The organism is Klebsiella sp. w6 (assembly GCF_033100215.1).
In the GTDB taxonomy this organism is placed as follows: Bacteria; Pseudomonadota; Gammaproteobacteria; order Enterobacterales; family Enterobacteriaceae; genus Klebsiella; species Klebsiella variicola.
The window spans coordinates 873636-899827 of the sequence record NZ_CP136907.1 but is presented as its reverse complement, the minus strand read 5'-3'; the positions used below and the strand labels follow the sequence as shown (position 1 = coordinate 899827).

Genomic DNA, 26192 nt, shown 5'->3' with positions numbered 1-26192 from the left:
CATCGCCCGGATGCGGCCTCTCAGGGGGCTTCGCGCCCGGCGAAAATCTCCGCCAGGCCGCTGCGCCGCTCGGTGCGCGTCACAATGGCCTGGGAGAGCACCTGCTCGTCGGCATAGAGTGACAATCGCTGTTTCGCACGGGTGATCGCCGTGTAGACCAGTTCGCGGGTCACCAGCGGGATGCTGCGCGCCGGCAGGATCAGCGCCGCATGTTCGAACTCGGAGCCCTGCGATTTATGCACGGTCATCGCCCAGGCGGTATCATGCTCCGGCAGGCGACTCGGTTGCACCGACTTGATGGTGCCGTCGGGCATCAGGAACCACACCCGCAGCTCGCCGTTGCGCTCCAGCGCTATCCCGATATCGCCGTTAAACAGCCCCAGCGCGCTGTCGTTGCGCGATATCATGATCGGTCGGCCGTCATACCAGCGGGAGTGGCGCGGCAGGGCGATCGCCCGCTGGCGGTTGAGCCGCTGCTCCAGCCGCTCATTGACGCCGCTCACGCCGTACGGCCCTTCACGCAGCGCGCACAGAAGCTGGAATTCGCTGAAAGCGGCCAGCATGGCCTGCGGTTCGGCCCGCTCGCGGCGCAGTTGCAGGTAGCGTTCATAGCCCTGCTGGGCCGCGCCGAGCATGGCCTCGTACTCGTCGGTCGTGCTGAGGGGATGAAGCGCGATGTCGTCAAACGGCTGGCGCAGCGTGGCCTTCACCTCCGCGCGCGCGCCAGCATTCACCGCCCGCGCCAGGCTCCCGATGCCGGAGTGACTGCCGAAGCGATAGCTCTTTTGCAGCAGGCACAAGCTGTCTCTCAGCGCGCCAGCGATAGCCCCCTCGCCCGCCGGCACCGGCGAACCGGTCAGCCGGGTCAGCTCCTGCGCCCGCGCGACAGTGTAGCCCGAGCTCGCCCAGGCGCAGATATCCCCCAGCACCGCCCCCGCTTCCACGGAGGCCAGCTGGTCGCGATCGCCGAGGAAAATCACCCGCCCGTGGGCCGGCAGCGCGTCGATAAGCCGCGACATCATCGGCAGGTCAATCATCGAGGCTTCATCCACGACCAGCACATCCAGATGCAGCGGGTTGCCGGCGTGATAGCGCATGCGCTGGCTGCCGGGCTGGGCGCCCAGCAGACGATGCAGCGTGCTGGCCTCGGTGGGAATTAACGCTTTCTGCGCGTCGGTCAGCGGCAGCTTTCTCAGCGCCGCGCCCAGCGATTCGGTCAGGCGCGCCGCCGCTTTCCCCGTCGGTGCCGCCAGGCGAATACGACAGCGTGGACTGTCGTCAATCTGGATCAGCGCCGCCAGAAGCTTCGCCACGGTGGTGGTTTTCCCGGTCCCGGGACCGCCGGAGATCACCGAGATACGGCGAGTCAGCGCCACCGCCGCGGCCACTTTTTGCCAGTCGGTTTCGCCAGTGGCGGGAAACAGCGCATTTAGCGTTGACGCCAGCCGCGCCTCATCCATCTCCAGCACCCGGTTGGCTTCGTTAAAGAAGCGGGCGACGGTCAGCTCGTTGCGCCACATCCGGTTCAGATAGAGCCGGTCGCCGCACAAAATCATCGGCGCCGGAGCATCGCCGCAGCTCACCGCCGACGAAGCGAGCAGCAGCGCGGGCCAGTCCTCCGGCGCGCCGGCTTCGGCCAGCAGCCGATCGCGGATCTCCCCCGCTTTTCCGCTCAGCGCCTCGTCGCCGCTCAACCGCGACAGCGGCAGGCAAACGTGCCCCTCGCCAGCATCCCGGCTCAGCAAGGCCGCCGCCAGCATGACCGCCGGCGGGTCGTTTTGCGCCACCATCAGGGCAAACTGGACGTCCAGCGGCCGCAGCAGACGCTGCTCCACCGCCGCCAGCAGTAATTGTTCGAAAGTCATGAGGTCTCCTCCTGAGTTTCTCCGGCAAAAAGCTGATCCAGACCGTCAATCAGCGGTCTCACCGGCCGGGTGGTGAAGATCCCCTGCCCCCCCTCCTGCCCGTCCATGCCGCGCAGGAAAAGATAAATCACGCCGCCGAAGTGGCGGTCATAGTCATAATCGGCCAGCCGGTGGCGCAGATAGCGGTGCAGCGCCAGGCTGTACAACTGATACTGCAGATCGTAGCGGTGGGCACGCATCGCCTGCTCCATTGCCGGCCGGGTGTAGGCCTCGCGGTCTTCCCCCAGCCAGTTGGATTTGTAATCCAGCAGGTAATAACGGCCTTCGTGGCGGAAGACCAGATCGATAAAGCCCTTCAGCATGCCACGCACCTGGCGGAAATCCAGCGGTGGCGTGTCGGCGGAGAGGGGATCGTACTGGCGGATAAGCGCGTCAAGGCGCTCCGCCGTCAGCAGCTGAGCGATAGGCAGATAAAACGCCATCTCCACCTGTTTATCCCGCGCCGCAAGCTGATTGAGCGCAATATCCGCTCCCGGCAGGCGAGTCTTCAGCACGCCCCCCAGCCAGTCGGTCAGCACCGGCGCCCACTGCGCGTCAAACCCGCTCAGCTGCAGCTTCTCCGCCATCCACCCGTCCGGCACCGGCTGGGTGAAGTCCAGCTCCTCAAACAGGCTGTGCAGGAAGGTCCCCGGCGCGGCGCCGCGCGGAAACTGGTGCGGAGTCAGCTGCGGCTCTTCCACGACTTCGCCGACGCCGGCGGCATCGACATCCAGACGCGGCAGCAGATCCTGCCCGCCGCTGAAACCATGCTGTTGCAGTCCGGAGTAGCTGGTCACCCGCCAGTCGTCGGCGATGCGGCGCTGCAGCTCGCGCGCCGACAGCGGGGGGATGGTCGCCGCGGGCGCCTGCCACGGGGTCAGATCCAGCTCGCCCGGTCTCTGCAATGCAATATCGCCATGACAGAAGTCCGCCAGCCGCGCGGCCAGCCCGGCGGCGTCCATGGCTTCGCCCGCCTGCAACAGCCGCCCCAGCGCGCTGAGGTGGAAATCGCTGTTGCCGGATTTCCGGCTGCTGAGCGGCGCCACGCCGAGGCTGCAGTGCCAGACCGCACGGGTCAGGGCGACGTATAGCAGGCGCAGATCTTCCGCCAGCCGTTCCGCCTCCGCCAGCTCGAGACTGGCCTCATCCTGGCCCAGATCCAGTACCGCCGCGAACGTCTCGCGATCGTGGTAGAACGCCTGGTCCTGTTTACGAAACCGGGCGATAAACGGCAGCCAGACCAGGGGGTACTCCAGCCCTTTTGACTTGTGAATGGTGACAATTTGCACGAGGTGCTTATCGCTTTCGAGACGCATCTGCTGGCTGGCGGCGTTGCTGTCCGGCTCGGCGATATGCTGCGCCAGCCAGCGCACCAGGGCATGCTCGCTTTCCAGCTGGCTGGCCGCCTCCTGCAGCAGTTCGCTGATATGCAGAATGTCGGTTAAGCGCCGCTCGCCGCCGCGGGTCGCCAGCAGATTCTCGGCGATATGCCGGGCCGTCATCAACGCCCGCAGCATCGGCATCACTCCGCGCTGACGCCAGATCTGGCGGTAGTCGCTGAACTCCTCCACCAGCGCGTCCCACGCCTGCTCATCCTGATTGAGATTTTCAATATCCAGCGCGGTCAGGCCAAACATCGAGGTAGCCAGCGCGCTGCGCAGGGTATTTTCCCGCTCCGGGGCCAGCACCGCCTGCAGCAGCCAGAGCAGCTCCTGGGCCTCCAGCGTCTCGAAAACGCTGTCGCGGTTGGAGAGGTAGACCGAGGGGATGCCCAGCGTCTGCAGCGCTTCACGCACCTGCGCCGCCTCCAGCCGGTTGCGCACCAGCACGGTGATATCCGAGGCCTGCACCGGGCGCGAGGTTTCCCCGCGCCACAGCAGCGCGCGCCCCTGCTGCCCGGCGCTCAGCCAGTCGCGGATCTGCGTGGCGCAGAGCTGCGCCATAAACGTTTGATAATCGCCAGACCCGACGGTGTCGCCGGGCATCAGCCAGACGTTCATCGCCGGTACGTCCGCCGCGTCAACGGTAAAGCGCAGCCCCTGATTCTTTGCCGCCGCCTTCACCGGCAGAAACGGGATCTCGCGGAACATGAAAGGGTTATCGCTGAGGCTGAACAGCCGATTGACGCTGCTCACCATGCCCGGCGAGGAGCGCCAGTTGGTATCGAGGGTGTAGTGCGCGGTAACGTCGCCGCGCGCTTTCATATAGGTAAAGATATCGGCGCCGCGAAAGGCGTAGATGGCCTGCTTCGGATCGCCGATCAGCAGCAGCGCCGTCTCCGGCTGCCGGCGCCAGATGCGGCGAAAAATCCGGTACTGCTGGGGGTCGGTGTCCTGAAATTCATCGATCATCGCCACCGGAAAACGCTGGCGAATGGCGCTGGCCAGCGTCTCGCCGCTGTCGCCGCGCAGCGCCTCGTCAAGCCGGCTGAGCATATCGTCAAACCCCAGCTCGCCGCGGCGGCGCTTTTCGCGGGCGACCGCATCGCGGATCTCGACCATCGCTCTCGCCAGCACCAGATCGGTGAGCGTCAGCGAGGAGGCCAGCAGCGACTCTACGGCGCTAAACAGCGGGTGCACCGGCGGTTCGCCACCGGCTTTGGTGCGCTCGAGCAGAAACGACTGGGCAAATTTCTCCAGCGCGTCGGGCAGCTGGTAGCTTAACGTCTCTTCCTGCGCCCAGGCGTTCACTTTCTCAAGCCATTTGCCCTGGTTGCCACGATTGTATTTCCGCCGGTCGAGCCCGGAATTTTCCAGCACGCCTTCGATCTCGCCCACCTGCTCGCGCCACTGCTGCTTGAGCGAGTCAATGCGGCCGATGATCTGCTGATGGCGTTCAGCCAGCGTCTCGTCGGGGGCCGGCGGCGACTTAAGCTGCGGCGCTTCGCCCTGCAGCCAGCGGTCAAGAGACTTCAGCAGATCGCGCGGCCCTTTCCAGACGTCGTGGATCACCGCCGCGATATCGCGGGTCAGCGGATAGCAGTGGCGGCGCCAGAAGTCAGCGCAGGCCTGATAGCGCAGGCGGGATTCATCCTCGATCAGTTGCTGCTCGAACAGCATGCCCGACTCGAAGGCGTTAAGGCTCAGCATCCGTTGGCAAAAGCCGTGGATGGTGAATACCGCCGCCTCGTCCATCTGCCGTTCAGCCAGCAGCAGCGTCTTCGCGGCGTCGTCTTTATCATCGATCTCCGCCAGCAGCGCGCTGTAGAGCGGATTGTCGGATTCGCCGCGCAGGCAGGCGATGCGCAGTTCGTGGATGTTGCTGCGGATACGCCCGCGCAGCTCTTCGGTCGCCGCCTCGGTAAAGGTCACCACCAGCAGCTCTTCAACGCTGATAGCGCGGGAATAGGCGGACTCGCCGCCCAGCCCCAGCAGCAGCCGCAGATACAGCGCGGCGATGGTAAAGGTTTTTCCGGTGCCCGCAGAGGCTTCTATCAGGCGCTCGCCCCTCAGGGGCAAGCGCAGGGGATCCAAAGACTCAGCGGTGTCGGTCATTCATTCTCTCGCATCAGGGGTAAGGATTGCTGCAATGCGCTGACGTTTTCCCACACTTTGCCGCCTTTCGGCTGGGCATAGTCCGCTTTGCCATTCTGGCTACCGGAAATCTGGGACAATATCGTCATGCCCTGCGGATCCACCACCGTCTGATGGAAGAAGTCGGCAAGTTTTTGCGGCGTCAGCAGTTTAATCTGAGCCACTACTTTATCACGTGAATCAAAACGCATATTACCGCGATCGAAATCTTTGCTCAGTTTCGAGGCTTCATCGCCCAGCGTCTGCGGCGCCTGCAGCATCTGGCTTATCACCGCCTGCTGGAGCTGAGCAAACTCTTCCGGCTTCATCGCCCGCAGCTTCGCCTCCGCGGTGGGAAAGAAGGCCTGGAACCGCTGCCAGAGGAAGGCTGGCTGCTTATCGCTACTCTGCAGCAGGAAGCCCATGCCCCACTGGCGCCCCACGTTCATCGGGAAGGCAAAGACCGCATAGCCGAGCTGCTCTTCGGTACGCAGCTGGTTGTAGAACCACGGCTGAATAATCTGCCCCAGCAGGGTGCTGGCGGCGGTGCTGCTGAACTCATCCACGTTGGGCGGCGCGAACACCGCGGCCAGCGCGGAGTCGGTGCTGTTGCCCGCTTTGTTGAAGATCGCCAGCTGCTGCCGGTTCACCACCACGTCTTTATTGCGGCACCATTCGTTGCCGTCAGCGCCCAGCTGCTGCTGGATCTGGCGGGCCAGCGTCGTGGCGGCATCGGCGGTCATATTGCCGATCACCATCAGTTCAGGACGCCCCTTGGTTTTCAGGTTGGCGCGGTAGTCGAGCACCTCTTTAAGAGTGATGGAGGGCAGCAGCGCCCGGCGCACTTCGCGCTGGAAGTACGGCACCTGGGAGACCATCTGGATCGGCATTATCGCCTGATCGTAGGCTTTGCCTTTCTCGGCGGAGTCCATCATCTGCGCATACCAGGATTTGGCCTGCTCCAGCTGCTCCTCGGTCGGCGTATAGCTGAAGTATCCCTGCAACAGATCGCTGAACAGTGCCGGAAGGTGCTGGGTATAGCCGTTGGCATTGACCATTAATCCGTTATTAGCGCCGGTGGAGAACGAAATGCCGCCGACCGCCGCCTGGTTACTGAGCTGATCGAGGGCGATGCCGGCGAGATAATCGTTGAGGGCAAACATCACCTGCCGGCGAGCGCTGTCCATCGCCTGGGGATTACGCAGCACCAGGGAGATATCCGCCTTCGGCTCGCTGGCAAAATACTGGCTCGGGGCATACACCACCCGCAGCGTCGGTTCATCAAGGATCAGCTGCGGATGCGGCCAGGCTTTATCGCTTTTGATGAGGGTGAAATCATCCGGAATATAGGGGTTGAGCACCGGCAGCTGTAGCTGGATGGCCTGCGATTTTTGCTGCCAGTCAGCGAACGTCTGCTCGCTAATCTTATCCACCTGATACGGCGCATCGACAAAATAGGCCGTCTTGTTATGCGGCTCCTGGGGGCTGATATACCAGATACGGGCGTTCTGCGGGGTCATCATCGCCAGCCGATCTTTGATCGCCTGCGGGTCGTACTGGTCGGCAATATTCACCACGTCCAGCGCATGCTCGACCGGCACCCGGATCATGGTATCCGCCAGCCATTCCACGTAGTCCATGTCGCGGTTGATCGACGGATAGCGGAAATCCAGCGCCAGCACATGCGCCAGTTCATCGAAGTACCGTTTGTCGATGCCCTGAGTACGCAGGAGGTCGAGATAGCTGAAAATGGCCGCCGTCACTTCGTCGCGGTGCGCCAGGCCTTTATCGGTGAGGGTAGCAGAGATCGCCAGCACACCGCTGTTGCCGTTTACCACCGGATCGGAATCGGCGCGGATACCTTCCGCCAGCCCCTGCTTTTGCAGCCAGTCGGAGAGCGTGCCCGGGCTGCGGTTGCCGATGAGATAGGTGACCAGCTCATCGGTTTTGCTGCGGAAGCGATCGCTGTTGTTGTCGATGCGAAACTCGACGCGCAGCACTTTGCGCGGCATCGCCGGCACATAGTGAATAATGATGCCTTTTTGCGCATCCGTTACCACCGGGACGGTAATTTCCGGCCTGCTGATCTGACGATTCGGCACGCGGCCAAAGGTGTCAGCAGCCATCCGCGCCAGCGCCGGCAACGGCTTGTTGCTGTAGATCACCGCTTTCATCAGGTTGGCGGAGTACCAGCTATCGCGGAAGGTATGCAGCGCATCAAGTACCGGGCTGCCGGGCTTATCGCTGAGCGTCTCGAGGTTACCACCGGAGAAGTGGGCCGCCGGGTGGGCCGGGTTGATGGTCTCCGCACTGACCTGGGCCATGCGCATCCCGTCTCGCGTCCGGGCCATCGTCAGTTCGGCGTTGACCGCGTTACGTTCGCGATCGGCATATTTCTTATCCAGCAGCGGCGCGGCGATGGCGTCGGCCAGGCGGTCTACGGCCCCGTCCAGCGCATCATTTTCCACTTCGAGATAAAACGCGGTGCGGTAAGGCGCGGTGCTGGCGTTATGGCTGCCGCCGTGCAGTTTAAGAAACTCTGCAAGGCTGTCAGGCTGGGGATATTTTTGCGACCCCATCAGCGTCATATGTTCCAGAAAATGCGCCAGCCCCTGATGATCGGCCGGATCCTGCAGGGATCCCACCGGCACCACCAGCGCCGACAGCGATTTCACCGCCTGCGGATCGGAAACCAGCAGCACGACCATGTCGTTATCAAGGCGGATCGCCTGATACTGACGCGTATCTTTTTCGCTTTTGCGGATCGTCTCCTGAATCGGCTGCCATCCGGTGTCGGCCTGACTAAACGGCGCCCAGAGGGCGGCCAGCACAACAAAAACCTTGAACCATAAACTGCGGGGCATTCACGAACCTCATCATTAACAAACTTGCGCTGCACAGCGTGCAGCCTTTTATGTCCATCAGTCCGTGATACGTTGCGCATAATAAATGAACCGCCATTCACTGCGCAATTTTTATACTATTTAAATTTGTGTGGACTGATGGTAACGATATAGCGGTAACAGATAACGCTGCGTCTGAGCAATAATTTCTTCGTAATGCGCCGGCTCCAGCGAACGCCACAGGCGTTGATACCAGATATCGGCGCCCTCCCCGCTGACCACCATGTTACCTTCGTAGGTCTGCAGGAATTTGCTCCGCGCTTTCTGCTGCGTCTCTTCGTCCATTAAGATGACATCCTTTTCGGCGTCGTAACAGGCTTTCAGCCAGGCGCCACCACTTTCCGGCAGCAGCAGCAGCGGCTGCGACATCCCCAGCAAATAGCCATCCACCAGCGCATTAAGGTACGCCTGCGCCTCGGCGGGCGCCAGCGCCGGGAAGCGCCACTCTCCCTCTTTCCGCACAAACAGCCGGCTCTCGCCGGTTCCGCCGCTGGCACAGTAGACAAGGTGTTCCAGCCAAAGTTGCATCCCCTGGGAGACGCTCAGCAGCGAAGGCCGCCAGCGCAGCAGACCGTCCGGCTGCACCTGCTGCAGCCAGCCGGTCAGGTTCACGCCGCCGCACTGCAGATCGATCTCCATGCTCTGCGCCTGCTGGCGCTCGGCCATCACCCGCTCGGCCAGCGCCTGCATCTCCAGGCGCTGCGTCTCCCAGACCAGCTCGCCAAAGGCGCCATACGGTAGCTCGCCCGCGGCGCGGAAGCGGCGGAACATGGCTGAGACGTCCTGCTCCTCGATAAGCGTATTGAGCAGTTGCTGATTCAGTTGATAACGGCTCAGCCCTTCAAGAGTGAAGGGCTCGTCGTCTGGAATATCGTCCTCTTCGGCGCGGAAATTGACCCGCAGACGCTGCTGAAAGAACGCGCGAACCGGGTGCTGCCAGAAGCGTAAGAGCTGCTCGAACGGCAGGCTGTCAATCGGCGGCGCGGTGAGCGGCTGTATAAAATCGCTATGCGCCTCTCCCTGCTGGCCGGCGGCGGCCAGCCATTCACGAGCGTAGCTCTTGTTCTCGTCTTCCTGGAAATTAGCGACGTCGAACGGCATGCGCGTATGCAGATGGGTGATATGGGCTTTGACCCGGGCTTCGCTGGCGTCGCAGTCAAGCTCTTCGTCGCCAGCGAGACAGTGGCTCTGGCCGATATAATCCACCAGCTCCTGCACCAGCACCGAGGGAAAGCGCTCGCTGTTGTCCTGAATCGAACGGCCGATGTAGCTGATATACAGCGTCTGTTCGGCGGACATCAGCGCTTCGAGGAACAGATAGCGGTCATCATCGCGCCGGCTGCGGTCGCCGCGCTGCGGCTTCTGGCTCATCAAATCAAAGCCCAGCGGCGGCAGCGTTCGCGGATAAACCCCGTCGTTCATCCCCAGCAGGCAAACCACTTTGAAAGGAATAGAGCGCATCGGCATCAGGGTGCAGATGTTGACCGGGCCAGCAAGAAAGCGCTGGCTGATCCGCTGCTGATCGAGACGCTGGGCCAGCTCATCGCGCAGTAGCGTCAGCGGCACCTGGTCGCCATACTGTGCTTCCAGACCGCTATCAATAACCGCCAGCCATTGTTGCTCAATCAGTGCCAGCGCCGCTTCGGTCTCGCTGTCCGGCAGGAAAAAGTCATTCAGCAGATCGCGACAGACCGGCAGCCACTCCGCCAGCGGCCGCTGCTGGGCAAGGCCGCGTCGCCACAGATTAAGCTGCATCAGCAGCGACGCGAGGTTGCCCACCAGTTCGGCGATCAAACCGCTGGATTCGTCATACGGCAGCACCGACTGCCACTCTCCCTCGCGGCTGTCCATGGCGTAGCCCAACAGCATACGGGTGAGGCCGAACCGCCAGGTATGCTGCCCGGTCGCCGGCAGGTCCAGCTCGCGGACGTTGTCGTCATCCATTCCCCAGCGGACGCCGGACTCGTTCACCCACTGGCGCAGGTAGCGCAGCCCTTCTTCCGTGATATTAAAGCGCGCCGCCAGCACCGGCACGTCCAGCAGCGCCAGCACATCTTCGCTGGCGAAGCGGCTGTCCGGCAGTGAGAGCAGCGTGATAAACGCCTGCAGCACCGGATGCGACTCGCGGGCGCGACGGTCGGAGATCGCCCACGGCAACCAGCGATCGCCGCTGGCCGCGCCAAACACCGCCTGAATATAGGGACTGTAGCTGTCGATATCCGCCACCATGACGATGATATCCCGCGGCGTGAGCGTCGGATCCGCCTCCAGCATCGCCAGTAGCCTATCGTGCAGAACCTCCACTTCGCGCTGCGGACTGTGGCAGACGTGAATGCTCAGACTGCGGTCATCCAGCGCCAGCGGACGTTTGTCGCGACTGTGAGCGAACGCCTCTGCGCTCTGCCCGGCCACCGCCGCGTTGCGCAGTTCGAGGATATCCGATTGCAGGTTATGCAACAGGTTATCGGGGGCAATATCGACAAAGGCGTCCAGCTCCTCATAGCGCTCCAGCCCCGCCAACAGGTAGATATAGTCGCGCCCCAGTTTGCCCCAGGAGGCGAGCAACGGGTTGCCGACATCCTGTTCCCCAGCGTCATTAAACAACCCCGGCGCCTGCTCGGTGTCGCGAAACAGGGGTAGCGCGCGCGCCTCGCGGTGATGGCGCCGCTGGCGCGACAGCAGCTTCGCCAGGAACGCCGGATCCTTAATGTCTCCCCAGTAGTAGCGGCAGGGGTTGGTAAACAAGACATAGACATCGACATGCTTACCCAACGCCTGCAGCGCCTGAAGATAGACCGGCGGCAGCGCGGAAATCCCGCAGATGAAGACGCGCGACGGCAGCCCGGCGGGCGGTTCGTCCGCTTTTTCCAGGGTACTGATAAAGCGCTGGTAGAGATTGGCGCGGTGCCACTGCGGTTGCCCCAGCTCGGCGGTATAGCTCACCAGTGCCTGCCACAGCGGCGCCTGCCACTGCTGGGCATCGCCGAGACCTTCCACCCGCTGGCCGGCCTCCCAGCGCATCAGCCACTCCGGGCGATAGACGAGGTACTGGTCATAGAGGTCCGCCACCCGGGCGGCGAGTTGAAACAGTTTGCGCTTGTCGCCGTCATCGCTCAGATACTGGCGCAGCAAGATAAAATCGTCTTCCTCCAGGTGCTGCGGCAGGAGGGTCATCAGCTTCCAGCTCATGCTCTGCTTGCTGAAGGCGCTTTCGCCAGGAATATCTTTCAGGACGCGCACGAACATGTCCCAGATAAAGCTCGCCGGCAGCGGGAACTCGATATTGGCGGCAATTCCGAAGCGCGAGGCCAGGGTCATCTGCAGCCACTGCGCCATACCGGTACTCTGCACCAGCACCATTTCGGCCTGAAAAGGGTCATCCAGCCGCTGGCGCTCGACGATAAATTCCATCAACGCCTCGAGAACATCCAGCCGGTTTGAGTGGTATACCCTTAACATAATTGCTCCTGACTACTGACTGACCGGGCAATGCAGCCGGGTCATCTGCACCCGCTTGGCAACGGGCATACTGATCGTTACCGTGATGCTGACACATCTTTGCGTCGATGTCTGCATACGGCTTACCTGCCCGCGTGCCGGCGAGGGCGGCGCGGAGAGCTGGCTATAGCGCCACGCGTCGCGCCACAGCTGACGGGTCTGGTTCAACTGGACAATTCCTTGCGCCATTCCGCGCTGATAGCCGCCCAGCGCGGTGACCGTCAGCACCATCAGCGCCATCGCCAGCACGGTCTCCGGCAGGCTAAACCCCCGCTGATGCTTCAGGGCATTTGACATAAGCTCGCCTCCCTGAGCGGGCAAAAATCGCTCCAGCCGTGGGCGGAAAAACGCACCTGCCCGCCGCGCACCTCGCCGGACTGCCAGACCTGCACCTCGCCGCTGGCGCTGCTGAGCAACAGTGAACCGTCGCCGAAGATACGCAGGCAGGCGCGCCAGCCCTGCTGCGTCTGCTCCCGGCAGGCCAGCGGCAGCTGCGCCGACCAGGCCTGTTGTTTTCCCCACTGCAGCGCCGAATGGGCTATCGCCGTATCACGGATCGCCTGCGTTTCGCTGGCGGTTTGCGCCAGCAGCGCCCGCTGCTGCAGGTTAAGCCCCTCGAGTAACAGGCTGCCGAGGGTCAGCAACAGGAGCACCATCAGCAGCGACGACATTCCACGCTGACGGATCACAGGTTATACCCCGTCACCCGCTGCTCCACCTCGCTCGTCAGGCCCCTCTGTTGCGCGGAGCGCGCCGCCAGCGTCACGCTCAGCTCCGGCGCGAAGCCCGAGGTGACCTGACGTTGTACCGAGAAGCGCGTCACCACGATGGCGGCCGGGTTGGTGATTTTCTCCCATCCGCCCCCGCGGCAGTCGCTGGCCCCGCGCAAGGTCTCCAGCGCGCCGTCGCGCAGGCGAAAGCCGGTGCTCTCCGCCGCTGCCGCGGGGGAGGTTTCCCATCTCCCGTTGCTGTTCGCATCCCAGCGCACAATCAGACACTCGCCATCAGCGGCTAGCTCCAGCCCGGCTCCGCCGCACGCTCCCCGGCAGTACCCGGCGCGCTGGAGATGTTTTCCCACGGCATGCACGCGCTGCCACAGCTCGTTCTCCAGGGCCAGCTGTTCGCCCTGGCGCAGAATATGACGCTGCAGGGCAGGCAGAAAACGGCAGGCCCCCATCAGCAGCAGCGAGCCGATGGCCATGGCGATAAGCGCCTCCGCCAGGGAAAATCCTCGACTGTTCACTGACACCCTCCTGCGCTGTCGCTGCGGCATAAACGAATCCGCCCCCAGTGTGAGATCACAATGCTCCAGCTGCCGGCCGCGCTCTGCAACCGCAGATTCCCCGCCCAGGCGGTGCTGCGCAGACCATAAAACCCCAGACCAGGCGTAACGCCAGCCAGCGTGATCCCCGGCCAGCGCGGGCGCAGCGTGAAGGATGTCCCCGAGGCGCATTCCGGCCCCTCCCCCTCCGCGCTCAGGCACCAGCCCACTTCGTCCTGGCCGACGCGAAGCACGCGGTCCCGGTTGTACGCGTTGGCGTCATCGCGCAGAAAGAGCAGAAAATCCCGCACCTGGACGGCGGTTTGCCACAGTTGTTGCTGCTGCTGCCAGCGCTGCCAGCCGTACAGGCCGCCGACGCTGAGGATCATCATCAGTGTCAGCGTTACCAGGGTTTCCATCAGGGTGTAGCCATGTTCTCTGTTCATGGCGTCGAGTATGCCGCGGCGGTTGGCCCTGGCGCGACGACGGAAAATAGCTTTCCCGGCCAGATACGCAAAAAAGGTTTGCATACTCGACAGAAGAACATTTTTTTGCGAGCGTCTACCCAACTTCGCCCACCGCAACCGCCGGGGGGGGCTGTGGGCAGGCTGAAGCGACCTTATCCCTGTGGCTATGGAGATAGCCTCCATTCTGATGGTGCAAAAGGCATAAAAAAACCGGCGCCATCGGGCGCCGGTTGGTCATCTCTGCTGGAGGGTTAAATCGCCACCGGCGCTTTAATGCCCGGGTGCGGATCGTAACCTTCAATCTCGAAGTCTTCAAAACGGTAGTCGAAAATCGACGCCGGTTTGCGTTTGATGACCAGCTTCGGCAGCGGACGCGGTTCGCGGCTCAACTGCAGGTTGGTCTGCTCAAGATGGTTGCTGTACAGATGGGTGTCGCCGCCGGTCCAGACGAAATCACCGACCTGCAGATCGCACTGCTGCGCCACCATATGCACCAGCAGCGCGTAGCTGGCGATATTGAACGGCAGGCCGAGGAATACGTCGCAGGAGCGCTGATACAGCTGGCAGGAGAGCTTGCCGTCAGCGACGTAGAACTGGAAGAAGGCGTGGCACGGCGCCAGCGCCATTTTATCCAGCTCGCCGACGTTCCACGCCGAGACGATGATCCGGCGGGAGTCCGGGTCGTTTTTCAGTTGGTTCATCACCGTGGTGATCTGGTCGATATGACGACCGTCCGGCGCAGGCCAGGAACGCCACTGTTTGCCGTAGACCGGCCCCAGGTCGCCATTTTCATCTGCCCACTCGTCCCAGATGGTGACGTTGTTGTCGTGCAGATAGGCGATGTTGGTGTCGCCCTGCAGGAACCACAGCAGTTCATGGATGATGGAGCGTAAATGACAGCGCTTGGTGGTCACCAGCGGGAAGCCTTCCTGCAGGTTAAAACGCATCTGATGGCCGAAAATAGAGATCGTGCCAGTGCCGGTGCGGTCATTTTTTGGCGTGCCCTCGGTGAGCACTTTCTGCATCAAATCAAGATACTGTTTCATGGTTCCTCAAGAATTCTGTTGCTGCGGACGATGGCGGTAAGCCCAAACCATCATGATGATACCCGCAAGCACCATCGGGATCGAAAGAATCTGCCCCATGCTGATGTACTGCACCCAGCCGCCGGTGAACTGGGCGTCGGGCTGGCGGAAGAATTCCACGATGATGCGGAACAGGCCGTAGCCAATCAGGAACAGACCGGAAACGGAGCCGGTCGGGCGCGGTTTACGGATAAACAGGTTCAGGATCAGGAACAGCACCACGCCTTCCAGCGCCAGCTCGTACAGCTGCGACGCGTGACGCGGCAGCGCGCCGTAGGTATCGAACAGCGATTGCCATTCCGGATGCGTCGGCAGCAGCGCCAGGTCTTCGGCACGGGAGCCCGGGAAAATCATCGTGTAGTGGAAGCTCGGGTCCACGCGGCCCCACAGCTCACCGTTGATGAAGTTGCCCAGACGTCCGGCGCCAAGGCCAAACGGGATCAGCGGCGCGATAAAATCGGAGACCTGGAAGAAGGTGCGTTTGGTGCGTCTGGCGAAGATAATCATCACCAGGATCACGCCGATCAGGCCGCCGTGGAACGACATGCCGCCGTCCCAGACGCGGAACAGATACAGCGGATCGGCAAGAAATACCGGCAGGTTGTAAAACAGCACGTAGCCGATACGGCCGCCCAGGAAGACGCCGAGGAAGCCCGCGTAGAGCAGGTTTTCCACTTCATTTTTCGTCCAGCCGCTGCCCGGACGATTCGCCCGACGGGTGGCCAGCCACATCGCAAAGACAAAGCCCACCAGGTACATCAAACCGTACCAGTGGAGGGAGACCGGGCCTAGAGAAAAAATGACCGGATCGAACTCCGGAAAATGCAGGTAGCCACTATTCATCTGTCACCATAAAGACTTGTTATTCCGCCGAAAGTGGACAGCGGTGATGATCTATGCCCGATAAAAACGGGCACGCCGAAGGAGGCGAATCATAGCATAAGCCTGGAGTGCGATCCGCGCCGAACGTGTAAAAGATATGTATACGGATGCTAACAGAATGCCGTTTTCCCGGCGGTACCCTATTTTGCCGGATGGTGCGAGCAGAGGATCCCCGGGTTACGGCTTACGCCTCACCCGGGCTACCGCTACCGCCCGCCGCGGATCAGGCCGCCGAGACCGCGACGCTCCATAAAGGCCGCCACCTGATGGCGCACCTCAGCGGTCATCTGGGCATCAAGGCTGCGACGCGACAGCTCCTGCGCCTCTTCGATATCAATGCGGCGCAGCAGATATTTCACCCTCGCCACCGAGCGGCCGTTCATCGACAGATGGCGATAACCGAGGCCGATAAGGATCGTCACGCACATCGGGTCGCCCGCCATCTCGCCGCACAGTCGCAGATCGATGCCAAAGCGCTCCGCGTCATGGGCGATCATCGCCAGCGCCCGCAATACCGCCGGATGCAGGCTGTCATACATGCTGGCGACCCGGGTATTGTTGCGGTCGACGGCCAGCAGGTACTGGGTCAGGTCGTTCGTCCCTACCGAGATAAAATCGATCCGACTGGCCAGCTGCGGCAGCATAAAGACCATCGACGGGACCTCCAGCATCACCCCCAGGCGCGGACGTGGGATGGCGTAGCCGATCATCTCTTCCACTTCCCGGCTGGCGCGGTCGATCAGCCGACGGGCCTCATCCACCTCCTCCAGACTGGTCACCATAGGCAGCAAAATGCTGAGGTTGCCGGTGGCGGCGTTGGCGCGCAGCATCGCTCGCACCTGGATCAAAAAGATCTCCGGCTGATCGAGGGTGATGCGGATCCCGCGCCAGCCGAGGCACGGGTTCTCTTCGCTGATCGGCATATACGGCAGCTGTTTATCCGCGCCGATGTCCAGGGTACGAAGGGTCACCGGTTTGCTGTTAAACATCTGCAGCATGCCCTGATACTGGGCGACCTGCTCCTCTTCAGAGGGGAAGCCGCTCTGCAGCATAAAGGGAATTTCGGTACGGTAGAGGCCAATGCCGTCAACAAAGCTGCCGAGCTTCTCTTCGTGCTCCGGGCTTAAGCCGGCGTTGAGCATGACTTTCACCCGCTCGCCGCTTTTCAGCTCCGACGCGCGCTGGAGATCGTCCTCCGCCAGGCGGCTGAGCTCGTTCTCTTCGCTAATAAGGCGCTGATATTCCTGTAACAGAACAGGTTCGGGATCCACCAGCAGCTCACCGCGATAGCCATCGACAATCAGCGTATGGCCATGCAGCAGAGAGGGCTGGATATCGGCGCCCATCACCGTCGGGATCCCGAGGGCGCGTACCATAATGGCGGCATGGGAGTTGGCGGCGCCATCGCGCACCACCACACCGACCAGACGATCCTGCGGCACTTCGGCAAGGGTGGTGGCCGACAGCTCGTCCGCCACGAGGATAATGCGCGCCGGCCAGGTGTTGGGCCCCTGAATGCTGTCGTCGAGATGGAACAGCAGACGCTGACCCAGGGTACGCAGATCGCCGGCCCGCTCTTTCAGATAACCGTCGCTGAGCGCGGCAAACTGTTCGGCGAACTTCTCAATGATCTTTTTGACCGCCCACTCGGCGACGGCGCCTTTGTCGACTTCGGCAAACAGCTCGCGACGCAGGCGGGCGTCGGAGAGGAGGTGCGAGTAGAGATCGAAGATCGCCGCCGTCTCTTTTTGCGCGCCGGCAGCATAGCGTTTGCTGTAGCGACGAAATTCGTTAGCCGCCTCTTCCAGCGCGCCGGTCAGGCGTTCGCGTTCCGAGGCGGTGTCCAGCGTCGAGGCTTCATACACCTGCTCCATCAGCGGCAGGCTGACGTCCATCCAGCCCTCGGCGATCGCCACCCCGGAAGAGGCCGGGAGGGCGCGAATGCGCGTCTGACGATACTGGCCGAACAGGGCGTTCAGCTGGGACTGGGAGAGGATCGCCGCCATCTGGGTGGCGAGGGTGACGAGGAAAGACTCTTCGCTTTCATCAAACTGACGCAGCTCGCGCTGCTGGACCACCAGCACGCCCAACAGCTGGCGGCGCTGAATGATCGGCACGCCAAGGAAGGCGCGGAAGCGGTCCTCTTTGACGGCAGGGATATATTTGAAGCTGGGGTGTTTTTGCGCATCGGCGAGGTTGATGGGCTCCGCCAGGCGGCCAACCAGACCCACCAGGCCTTCATCGAACGCCAGCGCAACGGTGCGCCCGCGAGGTTTTTTTAACCCGCGGGTGGCCATCAGGTAATAGCAGCGTCGGTCATTGTCAGCCAGGTAAACCGAGCAGACTTCCGTCTCCATCGCCTGGCAGACATCCGTCACCAGAATATCCAGCGCCTCGTTTAAACGCGGCGCACTCGCGACCTTCTCGACTATTTCTCGCAACCGAGTGAGCATAATGTGCGTGGCTTAACCTCTTTTACGTCGATAAGCAGGCGCGCTTTGCGGCTTAGGTGCACTCTCCGCCAGCGACATGGTCACGCTGGCGAACTCTTTCATCACCCGGCGGTAGACGTCGCGCTTGAACGACACCACCTGGCGGACCGGGTACCAGTAACTCACCCAGCGCCAACCATCAAATTCTGGTGTACTGCTGGTTTGCATATTGATGTCCGCATCGTTGCCGATCAACTGCAAAAGAAACCACTTTTGTTTCTGGCCGATACAAACCGGCTTTGTGTCCCAACGCACCAAACGTTTAGGCAACTTGTAACGCAGCCAGTTACGGGTTGAGGCAAGGATCCGCACATCTTTACGGCTTAACCCGACCTCTTCAAACAATTCCCGATACATCGCCTGCTCTGCGGATTCTCCTGGATTTATGCCCCCTTGCGGGAACTGCCACGAGTGCTGACCATAGCGCCGGGCCCACATGACCTGGCCCTGACGATTACAGATTACAATACCGACATTTGGGCGGTAGCCATCGTCATCAATCACCGGACTACCTCAAGATAAGCTTCAATGTGAATGATTGTTTCACACTCGCCGGAAACGGTAAACCACTCTGTTCGCACACTGAGAACGGATAACATTTGAATAACTCACAGTAATGGCCAGAGTTATAAACAACGAATGCGGCTTAGGCCCTATTTTATTCACTTTTTCTGTGGATAGAGTTGTGAAGAAGTACGGAATTACCCCGGGAAAACCCGGAGTAATCTGAACATCGCACCGCTAACACATTAAAATAATGATAGCATATTCATCAAGTTAGAATATATTCCTTTCATTTATCACAACGTAACGTGACGATCATCACATATGCGATCCGCTGACTGATGAAAGATCGAGCAATGTCGATTTTATCCACAGATTACGCGCAGACCGCGGGCAGGTTTTCTCTAAAATTTCGATTTTCGTCGCACGTCAAGGCTGTAAATCGAACCAGTAGTGAGGCTTTTCCCCAGTTATCCCAATTTTCTGTGGATAACATGGTGTAAGATCCTGTTTATTGTCAGTGACCAGTTCTGGAAAACCTGTTTTCACGGTTTTCACCCGCGGCGCAATAAGTTTAAAAACTCATATAAATCATGACATTGGTATAGTTACTCAGAAAACGGTAAACTCTATCCACAACGCGCAAAAATAGCGCTCATTTTTTAGCCAAAGGTAGCGCCCTATGCCCACTATCGCCCCTCTCTCCTCGCCGCCGCAAAGTCAGGAACAGTTGCTGGCCCAGGCCCGTCAGCTGGCTGGCTATTCGCTGGGCGAGCTGGCGGCGCTGGCCGGGATCCCCATTCCGCGCGATCTGAAACGCGATAAAGGCTGGACGGGCATTCTGCTGGAGCTGTGGCTGGGCGCCAGCGCAGGCAGTAAACCCGAGCAGGATTTCGCCGCGCTGGGGGTCGAGCTCAAAACGATCCCCATCGACAGCCGGGGGCGTCCGCTGGAGACCACCTTCGTCTGTGTCGCCCCGTTAACCGGCAATAGCGGCGTCACCTGGGAGAGCAGCCATGTGCGGCATAAGCTGCAGCGCGTCCTGTGGATCCCGGTGGAGGGTGAGCGCACCATTCCGCTGGCGGCACGGCGCGTCGGCGCACCACTGCTCTGGAGTCCGGACGAAGACGAGGAGCGCCAGCTGCGCATGGACTGGGAGGAGCTGATGGATCTCATTGTTCTGGGCGAAGTTGAGCGCATTACCGCCCGCCATGGCGAGGTGCTGCAGTTAAGACCGAAAGCCGCCAACAGCAAGGCGCTGACCGAGGCCATCGGCGCGCACGGGGAGACGATCCTGACGCTGCCGCGCGGCTTTTACCTGAAAAAGAATTTTACCGCCGCCCTGCTCGCCCGCCATTTCTTGTTACAACACGATTAATTTTTTGTTCTGCGTTAGGGCTTGCATATAATTGCTGCTTTCTATTTTGCAGGACTTTGAACAATGTTATTTGCATGGATAACCGATCCTAACGCCTGGCTGGCGCTGGGCACGTTGACGCTGCTGGAGATCGTGCTCGGGATCGATAATATTATTTTTCTCTCTCTGGTCGTGGCCAAGCTCCCCACCGCCCAGCGCGCCCACGCGCGACGGATCGGTTTGATGGGCGCGATGGTCATGCGCCTGGCGCTGCTGGCCTCTATCGCCTGGGTAGTGAAACTGACCAACCCGCTCTTCACCGTCCTCGGTCAGGAGATTTCGTTTCGCGACCTGATCTTGCTGCTCGGTGGGCTATTCCTTATCTGGAAAGCCAGTAAAGAGATCCATGAATCTATCGAAGGTGAAGAAGAGGGGCTGAAGACCAACGTCCACTCCTTTCTCGGCGCTATCGTGCAGATCATGCTGCTGGATATCATCTTTAGCCTCGATTCAGTGATCACCGCCGTCGGCCTGTCGGATCATCTGTTCATCATGATGGCGGCGGTGGTGATTGCGGTGGGGGTGATGATGTTCGCCGCGCGACCTATCGGCGATTTTGTTGACCGCCATCCTTCGGTGAAAATGCTGGCGCTGTCGTTTCTGATCCTCGTCGGCTTTACCCTGATGCTGGAAAGTTTCGACGTTCATGTGCCGAAGGGATACATCTATTTCGCCATGTTCTTCTCTATTGCGGTGGAGAGCCTTAACCTGCTGCGTAATAAGAAAAACCCGCTGTAAACCACAAAATTGCAGCCTGGTCACAGGCTGCAACCCTTTTTCAGACTTTACTGCTTTTTATGTCTCACAAATCAGGCTATTAATAGACGGGTATGGGGTGCAGCTACTCAAGAGGTGATGACGATGAAAAAATGGGCAGTATTGATTTCCGCCGTAGGACTGGCTTTCTCGGTTTCCGGTTGCAGCAGCGATTACGTCATGGCGACCAAAGATGGGCGAATGATCCTGACCGACGGTAAACCTACCGTGGATGACGATACCGGTTTAATCAGTTACGAAGATCAGCAGGGTAATAAAATGCAGATCAATCGTGACGACGTTTCGCAAATCATTAAGCGTTAATCTTTCCCCGTCGGCCCCAGCCTCTGTTGACGCTGCGCTTACCGACAACCAGTCTTTTGAGAAGAGTCGGGACACACCAGGACGCCGCGGGTTCCACCCACCGCCCCTCCTCGTCACCCGGCTTTTTTGATTTTTTAGTTCCTCTTTTTCTCACCCTCTGCCATGTTGATACTCCTTTGTCGGGGAATGCCTGACCTTATAAATAAAAAGGAAGCTGGCTATGCAGTATCACCGTATCCCACACAGTTCACTTGAAATCAGCACCCTCGGGCTGGGGACCATGACCTTTGGCGAGCAGAACAGCGAAGCTGATGCCCATCAGCAGCTCGACTATGCGGTCGCCAACGGCATCAATCTGATCGATGTCGCCGAAATGTACCCCGTCCCGCCGCGCCCGGAAACTCAGGGGCTGACTGAAACCTACGTCGGCAACTGGCTGGCGAAACGCGGCAATCGCGAAAAGCTGGTGCTGGCCTCCAAAGTTAGCGGGCCCGCGCGCAATAACGACAGCAGCATTCGGCCCAATCACGTCCTGGACCGCAAAAATATCCGCGAGGCGCTGCACGCCAGCCTGAAGCGGCTGCAGACCGATTACCTCGACCTGTACCAGGTACACTGGCCGCAGCGCCCAACCAACTGCTTTGGCAAGCTGGGTTATACCTGGGCTGATGCCGCGCCCGCCGTGACCCTGCTGGATACCCTCGAAGCGCTGACCGAGTTCCAGCGCGCCGGGAAGATCCGCTACATCGGCGTGTCGAACGAAACCGCCTTCGGCGTGATGCGTTATCTGCACCTGGCGGATAAGCACGACCTGCCGCGGATCGTGACGATTCAGAATCCTTACAGCCTGCTGAACCGCAGCTTTGAAGTCGGCCTCGCGGAAGTGAGTCAGTTCGAAGGCGTGGAGCTGCTGGCCTACTCCTGCCTGGCTTTCGGCACACTGACCGGGAAGTATCTCAACGGCGCGAAGCCGGCAGGGGCGCGTAACACGCTGTTCAGCCGCTTTACGCGCTACAGCAGCGAGCAGTCGCAGAAAGCGGTAGCGGCCTATGTGGATATCGCCAAACGCCACGGCCTCGATCCGGCGCAAATGGCGCTGGCCTTTGTGCGTCGGCAGCCATTTGTCGCCAGCACCCTGCTGGGGGCGACGACCATGGCGCAGCTGCAGGCCAACGTGGAAAGTTTGCAGCTTGAACTGAGTGAAGAGGTATTAGCGGAGATTGAGGCGGTGCATCAGGTTTATACCTACCCGGCACCGTAAGAAAGCAAAGCCCCGGGTAGCGGCGTATACGCCACCACCCGGGCTACCGAAGAGCAGACATTGATGAACCCGTCGCCCGGTTAAGCGCAGCGCAAGCCGGGAGGTTATTTACGCCGCCCCCAGACCCACAGCGCGGCGATGGCCACGGCAAAGACCGCGCCAAACCCTATCCCAACGGCAACCGGCGGAACGCCCACGCTCACCGCCAGGGAATAGAGCCCCAGCATCAGCAGCATCGCCACGTTTTCGCCCAGGTTCTGTACCGCAATGGCGTTACCTGCCCCGACCGAATGTTTCCCACGCTCCTGCAGCAGCGCGTTCAACGGTACGATAAAGAACCCGCCGAACACCCCGAGCAGTAACAGCAGACCGAACGCCGGCAGCAGCGACTGCTGCACCGCAAAGGCCATCACCGCGATACCGATCAATATTCCCGCCGGCATACAGCGCGATACCGTCTCCAGGGTCACCAGCTTCGCCGCCGCCCCGGCCCCCAACACAATCCCCACCGCCACCATCGCATTAAGATAGGTAGGCATGGCGTTGCTGGTAATGCCCAGCGCCACCGGCACCCAGATCACCAGCAGGAAGCGCAGGGTCACGCCAGCGCCCCAGAACAGGCTGGTCCCCATCAGCGAAAAGCGGGTTTCGCCGTTGCGCCACAGCGTGCGGCAGGCGCTGAAGAAGCTGTGCGTCATTGGCTTAAAACGCCACGACTGCCCCGGGCGCGCCGCCGGCAGCCTGGGTATCCACAGGTTAGCCACTACCGCCCCGCCGTAGACCAGCGCGCAGACGATCAGCGCCGCCAGCACGTGCCAGTCGGCGAGGATCCCGCCGGCCATGGAGCCCAGCAGGATCGCCGCGATGGTCGAGGACTCCATCAGTCCGTTAGCCTTCACCAACTTATCGCCGGTGGTCAGTTCGCCGAGAATGCCGTACTTGGCCGGCGAATAGGCGGCGGCGCCAATCCCCACCAGCGTATAGCCGATAAACGGATTGACACCGAAGCAGATGCAGCCGGCGCCGAGCAGCTTCAGACCGTTGGCCACCATCATCACCCGGCCTTTGGCAAAGCTATCGGCAAACTGGCCGACAAAAGGAGCAAAAAGAATGTAAGCGCCCACAAACAACATCTGCAGGACCGGCTGGCTCCACTCCGGATAATAGAGCTGCTTCATCAGCGCCAGTGTGGCGAAGAGAAGCGCATTGTCGCCGAAGGCCGACAGGAACTGGGCGCAGATCACCGCCAGCATCCCTTTCGAGTACAGCGAAGGGTTAGTATGTACTGACTCACTCATGGGTTGTTTCCGCCTCGTCGACCATGTTTTTCAGGGTGACATAGTCTGGCTTGCCGCTGCCCAGCACCGGCAGTTGCTTCAGCCAGCGTATATCTCGCGGTACCGCCAGCTCCGGTACTCCGTGCTGGCGAGCGTAGCGCAGCAGGGCTTCGCGAGTCAGTTCATTATCGGTGGTAAACAGCACCAGCGCCTCACCTTTGCTGGCGTCCTGCTTAATCGCCGTGGCGTGCATTTTGTCCGGCGACGCGCCGAGGGCCACCTGCTCCACCATCTCGAGGGAGATCATCTCGCCGGCGATTTTGGCAAAGCGCTTCGCGCGGCCCTGGATGCGAACATAGCCCTGCTCGTCGAAGGTGACGATATCGCCGGTGTCATACCAGCCCGCTTCCTTCTCGCCGTGCTGGTTTTCCGCCGCTGGCGCTTCCAGCACCCCGGGGTTTTCCACCCGCAGGTAGCCTTTCATGATGTTCGGCCCTTTTAGCTGCAGTCGCCCCCCTTGCTCAATGCCTGGCATCGCCAGCAGGCGGGCGTCCATCCCCGGCAGGATACGGCCCACGGTGCCGACCTTCGCCGCCATCGGTACGTTAATCGATACCACCGGCGCGCACTCGGTCACGCCATAGCCTTCGAGAATGCGCAGGCCGAATTTATCCTGCCACAGCTGTTTGGTGCTCTCCTGCAGTTTCTCCGCCCCGGCGACCACATAGCGCAGGCGGTAGAAATCATACGGATTAGCGAAGCGGGCATAGTTGGCGAGGAAGGTCGAGGTACCGAACAGCACCGTGCAGTTGCGATCGTAGACCAGCTCCGGCACCACGCGATAGTGCAGCGGGCTGGGATAGAGAAACACTTCTGCCCCGGTAAACAGCGGCGTCAACAGGCCGACGGTGAGGCCAAAGGAGTGGAACAGCGGCAGCGCCGACATAAAGCGGTCGTTGGCGGTAAAGTCGGCGATGGTTTTGATCTGCTCGACGTTGGCCAGCAGGCTCTTATGGCTGTGCACCACCCCTTTTGGATTGCCCTCCGAGCCGGAGGTGAAGAGGATCATCGCCGCGTCTTCCGGCTGCTGCTTAACCTGCGCCAGACGCGGCGCCAGCAGATGTCCGAAAATCCATAGTTTGTCAGCGAGGGTGATATCACCTTTAAGATCTTCGAGGAATACCCAGCGCACCTGGGTCAGCTGCTCCGGCAGATGCCAGAGTTTGCCTTTATCGAGGAAGGTGCGTGAGGTAAAAATAGTGTTGATTTCCGCGGCGGCTATCGCGCTGCTAAGCCCTTTCACCCCGGCGGTATAGTTCATCATCGCCGGAATACGCCCGCGGGCGATAGCGCCGAAAATCACCGCCGCGCTGATGCCGGCGTTAGGCAGCATCAGGCCAATCTTTTCGCCCCGCTGGCTGTATTTTTCCAGAATGCGGGCGACAAACAGGGTCTTGGTCAGCAGCTTGCGATAGGTATCCGGCTGGAAGTTGATATCCTCCACGCAGGGTTTGCGCGCGCCGAAGCGGTCCTGTGCCGCCAGCAGCGACTCATACAGGGTTTCCCGCGGACGCACTGCCATCCGGGCTTCCATCATGATTTGATGCAGCATTTCCCCGGCGATTTTCCGCCGGTCGCGGGCGCGCGGCGCCTCGGGCATCGGCAGATGGGTGGGCGGCAGCAGATGCAGCTGAATACGCGGGAACAGGCGACGCTTCACCAGCCCCTTCAGCCGGCTGAAGGGCGTCAGTTCGGCGCCGTCAATGCGTAGCGGCACGATGGTCGCCTGCGATTTGGCGGCGACAAAGGCGGCGCCGTCATAAATTTTCATCAGCGAGCCGCTAACCGAAATTCGCCCTTCCGGGAAGATAACCACCGGCCGCCCCTGCTCAATCAGCCGCACCAGATGTTTGATCGACATCGGTTTGGTCGGGTCCAGCGGTACAAAATCGATAATCGGCGTCAGCGCGCGCATAAACCAGCGCTGGCTGATTGAGGTATAGACCGCAAAAACCGGTCGGACCGGCAAAAACAGCGCCAGCAGAATGCCGTCGAGGAAAGAGACGTGGTTCGGGGTAATTAAGACCTTTTGCTGGTATAAAGCCTGTGTGTCGCCGGTCAGTCTGACCCGGTATAACCCCTTGAACAGCAGTCTGAAAAATCCCAAAAGCATAACAACTCCATGTGACCGGTGATGAGTCAAAGCAGGTTACACGAGAAGGCATGGGAAAGCAGTGCAGCGGGGAGATTTTCGGAATAAAAAAAAACCTGCGCATCCGCGCAGGTCGGTGTAAGACGTTCAGTACGAAGAGCGTACCTAAGAAACTCACCTATCAATACCTCTGGGATCTCGATTGTCGCGTTTTTCGACCGTAACGGGCCAGCGGGAAAACGCAAGGGAGTGAGCCTAAGTGCAACCAGGTATTACGATTTTCGCTATCTGTAACAACGCCGATAGCGGGCAAAAAAAAACCTGCGCATCTGCGCAGGCTGGTGTAAGTAAAGTGGTCAACGTGACGTTGACTCCACCTATCAATACCTCTGGGATAGCCAGAATATCAACCGGGTCCGCGAACAAACCAGCGAACATTCGCAACAGCGCATCGCAAAGTGTAAGCAAAGGTTTGTATTTCCCTGCGTCGGTTTCAA

The 26192-nt window shown here is 60.7% G+C and carries 19 protein-coding genes; 5 read left to right on the top strand and 14 right to left on the bottom strand.

Annotation, left to right across the window (positions count from 1 at the left end; genetic code table 11):
• Positions 1 to 20 precede the first annotated feature (20 nt).
• The 12 genes from recD to rppH all read right to left on the bottom strand — a co-directional run bounded on the left by recD (position 21) and on the right by rppH (position 18508).
• Positions 21 to 1865 (bottom strand): exodeoxyribonuclease V subunit alpha, encoded by a 1845-nt coding sequence (recD, locus tag R0140_RS04420; protein WP_317703947.1) that lies wholly within the window; start codon positions 1863 to 1865, stop codon positions 21 to 23.
• Positions 1862 to 5398 (bottom strand): exodeoxyribonuclease V subunit beta, encoded by a 3537-nt coding sequence (gene recB, locus R0140_RS04415; RefSeq protein WP_012540659.1) that lies wholly within the window; start codon positions 5396 to 5398, stop codon positions 1862 to 1864. The genes recD and recB overlap by 4 nt, the downstream gene beginning before the upstream one ends.
• Positions 5395 to 8280 carry a pitrilysin gene (ptrA, locus tag R0140_RS04410; RefSeq protein WP_008806323.1) on the bottom strand — a complete coding sequence of 962 codons (2886 nt, stop codon included), beginning with the start codon at positions 8278 to 8280 and terminating at the stop codon, positions 5395 to 5397. Before ptrA ends, recB begins: the two co-directional genes overlap by 4 nt.
• 120 nt (positions 8281 to 8400) lie before the next feature.
• Complete coding sequence (gene recC, locus R0140_RS04405) at positions 8401 to 11778, bottom strand: exodeoxyribonuclease V subunit gamma (protein ID WP_012967287.1); 3378 nt, start codon at positions 11776 to 11778, stop codon at positions 8401 to 8403.
• A gap of 12 nt (positions 11779 to 11790) precedes the next feature.
• Positions 11791 to 12114, bottom strand: coding sequence for a prepilin-type N-terminal cleavage/methylation domain-containing protein (locus R0140_RS04400; protein ID WP_008806325.1), 324 nt, complete (start codon positions 12112 to 12114; stop codon positions 11791 to 11793).
• A complete protein-coding gene (locus tag R0140_RS04395; protein WP_032740972.1) occupies positions 12099 to 12506 on the bottom strand; it encodes a DUF2509 family protein in 408 nt (135 codons plus the stop codon). The genes R0140_RS04400 and R0140_RS04395 overlap by 16 nt, the downstream gene beginning before the upstream one ends.
• On the bottom strand, positions 12503 to 13060 hold the full coding sequence (locus R0140_RS04390; RefSeq protein ID WP_023298179.1) for a prepilin peptidase-dependent protein: 558 nt from the start codon (positions 13058 to 13060) through the stop codon (positions 12503 to 12505). Before R0140_RS04390 ends, R0140_RS04395 begins: the two co-directional genes overlap by 4 nt.
• A complete protein-coding gene (locus R0140_RS04385; protein ID WP_032736373.1) occupies positions 13057 to 13608 on the bottom strand; it encodes a prepilin peptidase-dependent protein in 552 nt (183 codons plus the stop codon). The genes R0140_RS04390 and R0140_RS04385 overlap by 4 nt, the downstream gene beginning before the upstream one ends.
• A 188-nt stretch (positions 13609 to 13796) precedes the next feature.
• The gene (thyA, locus tag R0140_RS04380) at positions 13797 to 14591 is read right to left on the bottom strand and encodes a thymidylate synthase (RefSeq protein WP_008806329.1); all 795 of its coding nucleotides are present in this window, start codon (positions 14589 to 14591) and stop codon (positions 13797 to 13799) included.
• A gap of 6 nt (positions 14592 to 14597) precedes the next feature.
• Positions 14598 to 15473 carry a prolipoprotein diacylglyceryl transferase gene (gene lgt / locus R0140_RS04375; protein ID WP_002915934.1) on the bottom strand — a complete coding sequence of 292 codons (876 nt, stop codon included), beginning with the start codon at positions 15471 to 15473 and terminating at the stop codon, positions 14598 to 14600.
• A gap of 245 nt (positions 15474 to 15718) precedes the next feature.
• Entirely contained in the window at positions 15719 to 17965 is a 2247-nt protein-coding gene (gene ptsP / locus R0140_RS04370) for a phosphoenolpyruvate--protein phosphotransferase (RefSeq protein WP_008806330.1), read from the bottom strand.
• Positions 17966 to 17977: 12 nt separating this feature from the next.
• The gene (rppH, locus tag R0140_RS04365; RefSeq protein WP_004205443.1) at positions 17978 to 18508 is read right to left on the bottom strand and encodes an RNA pyrophosphohydrolase; all 531 of its coding nucleotides are present in this window, start codon (positions 18506 to 18508) and stop codon (positions 17978 to 17980) included.
• Positions 18509 to 18961: 453 nt separating this feature from the next.
• Between rppH and R0140_RS04360 the strand changes: the two genes are divergently transcribed.
• The 5 genes from R0140_RS04360 (at position 18962) to R0140_RS04340 (ending at position 22266) form a co-directional block, all read left to right on the top strand.
• A complete protein-coding gene (locus R0140_RS04360) occupies positions 18962 to 19105 on the top strand; it encodes a hypothetical protein (protein ID WP_012540652.1) in 144 nt (47 codons plus the stop codon).
• An 85-nt stretch (positions 19106 to 19190) separates the two neighbouring features.
• Entirely contained in the window at positions 19191 to 19886 is a 696-nt protein-coding gene (gene mutH, locus R0140_RS04355) for a DNA mismatch repair endonuclease MutH (protein ID WP_008806331.1), read from the top strand.
• Between the two features lie 63 nt (positions 19887 to 19949).
• Entirely contained in the window at positions 19950 to 20663 is a 714-nt protein-coding gene (locus R0140_RS04350) for a TerC family protein (RefSeq protein WP_004205441.1), read from the top strand.
• Positions 20664 to 20786: 123 nt separating this feature from the next.
• A complete protein-coding gene (locus R0140_RS04345; protein ID WP_002915974.1) occupies positions 20787 to 21005 on the top strand; it encodes a YgdI/YgdR family lipoprotein in 219 nt (72 codons plus the stop codon).
• A 220-nt stretch (positions 21006 to 21225) separates the two neighbouring features.
• Positions 21226 to 22266, top strand: coding sequence for an NADP(H)-dependent aldo-keto reductase (locus R0140_RS04340; RefSeq protein ID WP_008806332.1), 1041 nt, complete (start codon positions 21226 to 21228; stop codon positions 22264 to 22266).
• Positions 22267 to 22370: 104 nt separating this feature from the next.
• Here the strand turns inward: R0140_RS04340 and lplT are convergent, their stop codons facing one another.
• Positions 22371 to 23564, bottom strand: coding sequence for a lysophospholipid transporter LplT (lplT, locus tag R0140_RS04335; protein ID WP_008806333.1), 1194 nt, complete (start codon positions 23562 to 23564; stop codon positions 22371 to 22373).
• Complete coding sequence (aas, locus tag R0140_RS04330; RefSeq protein ID WP_012540651.1) at positions 23557 to 25716, bottom strand: bifunctional acyl-ACP--phospholipid O-acyltransferase/long-chain-fatty-acid--ACP ligase; 2160 nt, start codon at positions 25714 to 25716, stop codon at positions 23557 to 23559. Before aas ends, lplT begins: the two co-directional genes overlap by 8 nt.
• Between the last annotated feature and the right edge of the window lie 476 nt (positions 25717 to 26192).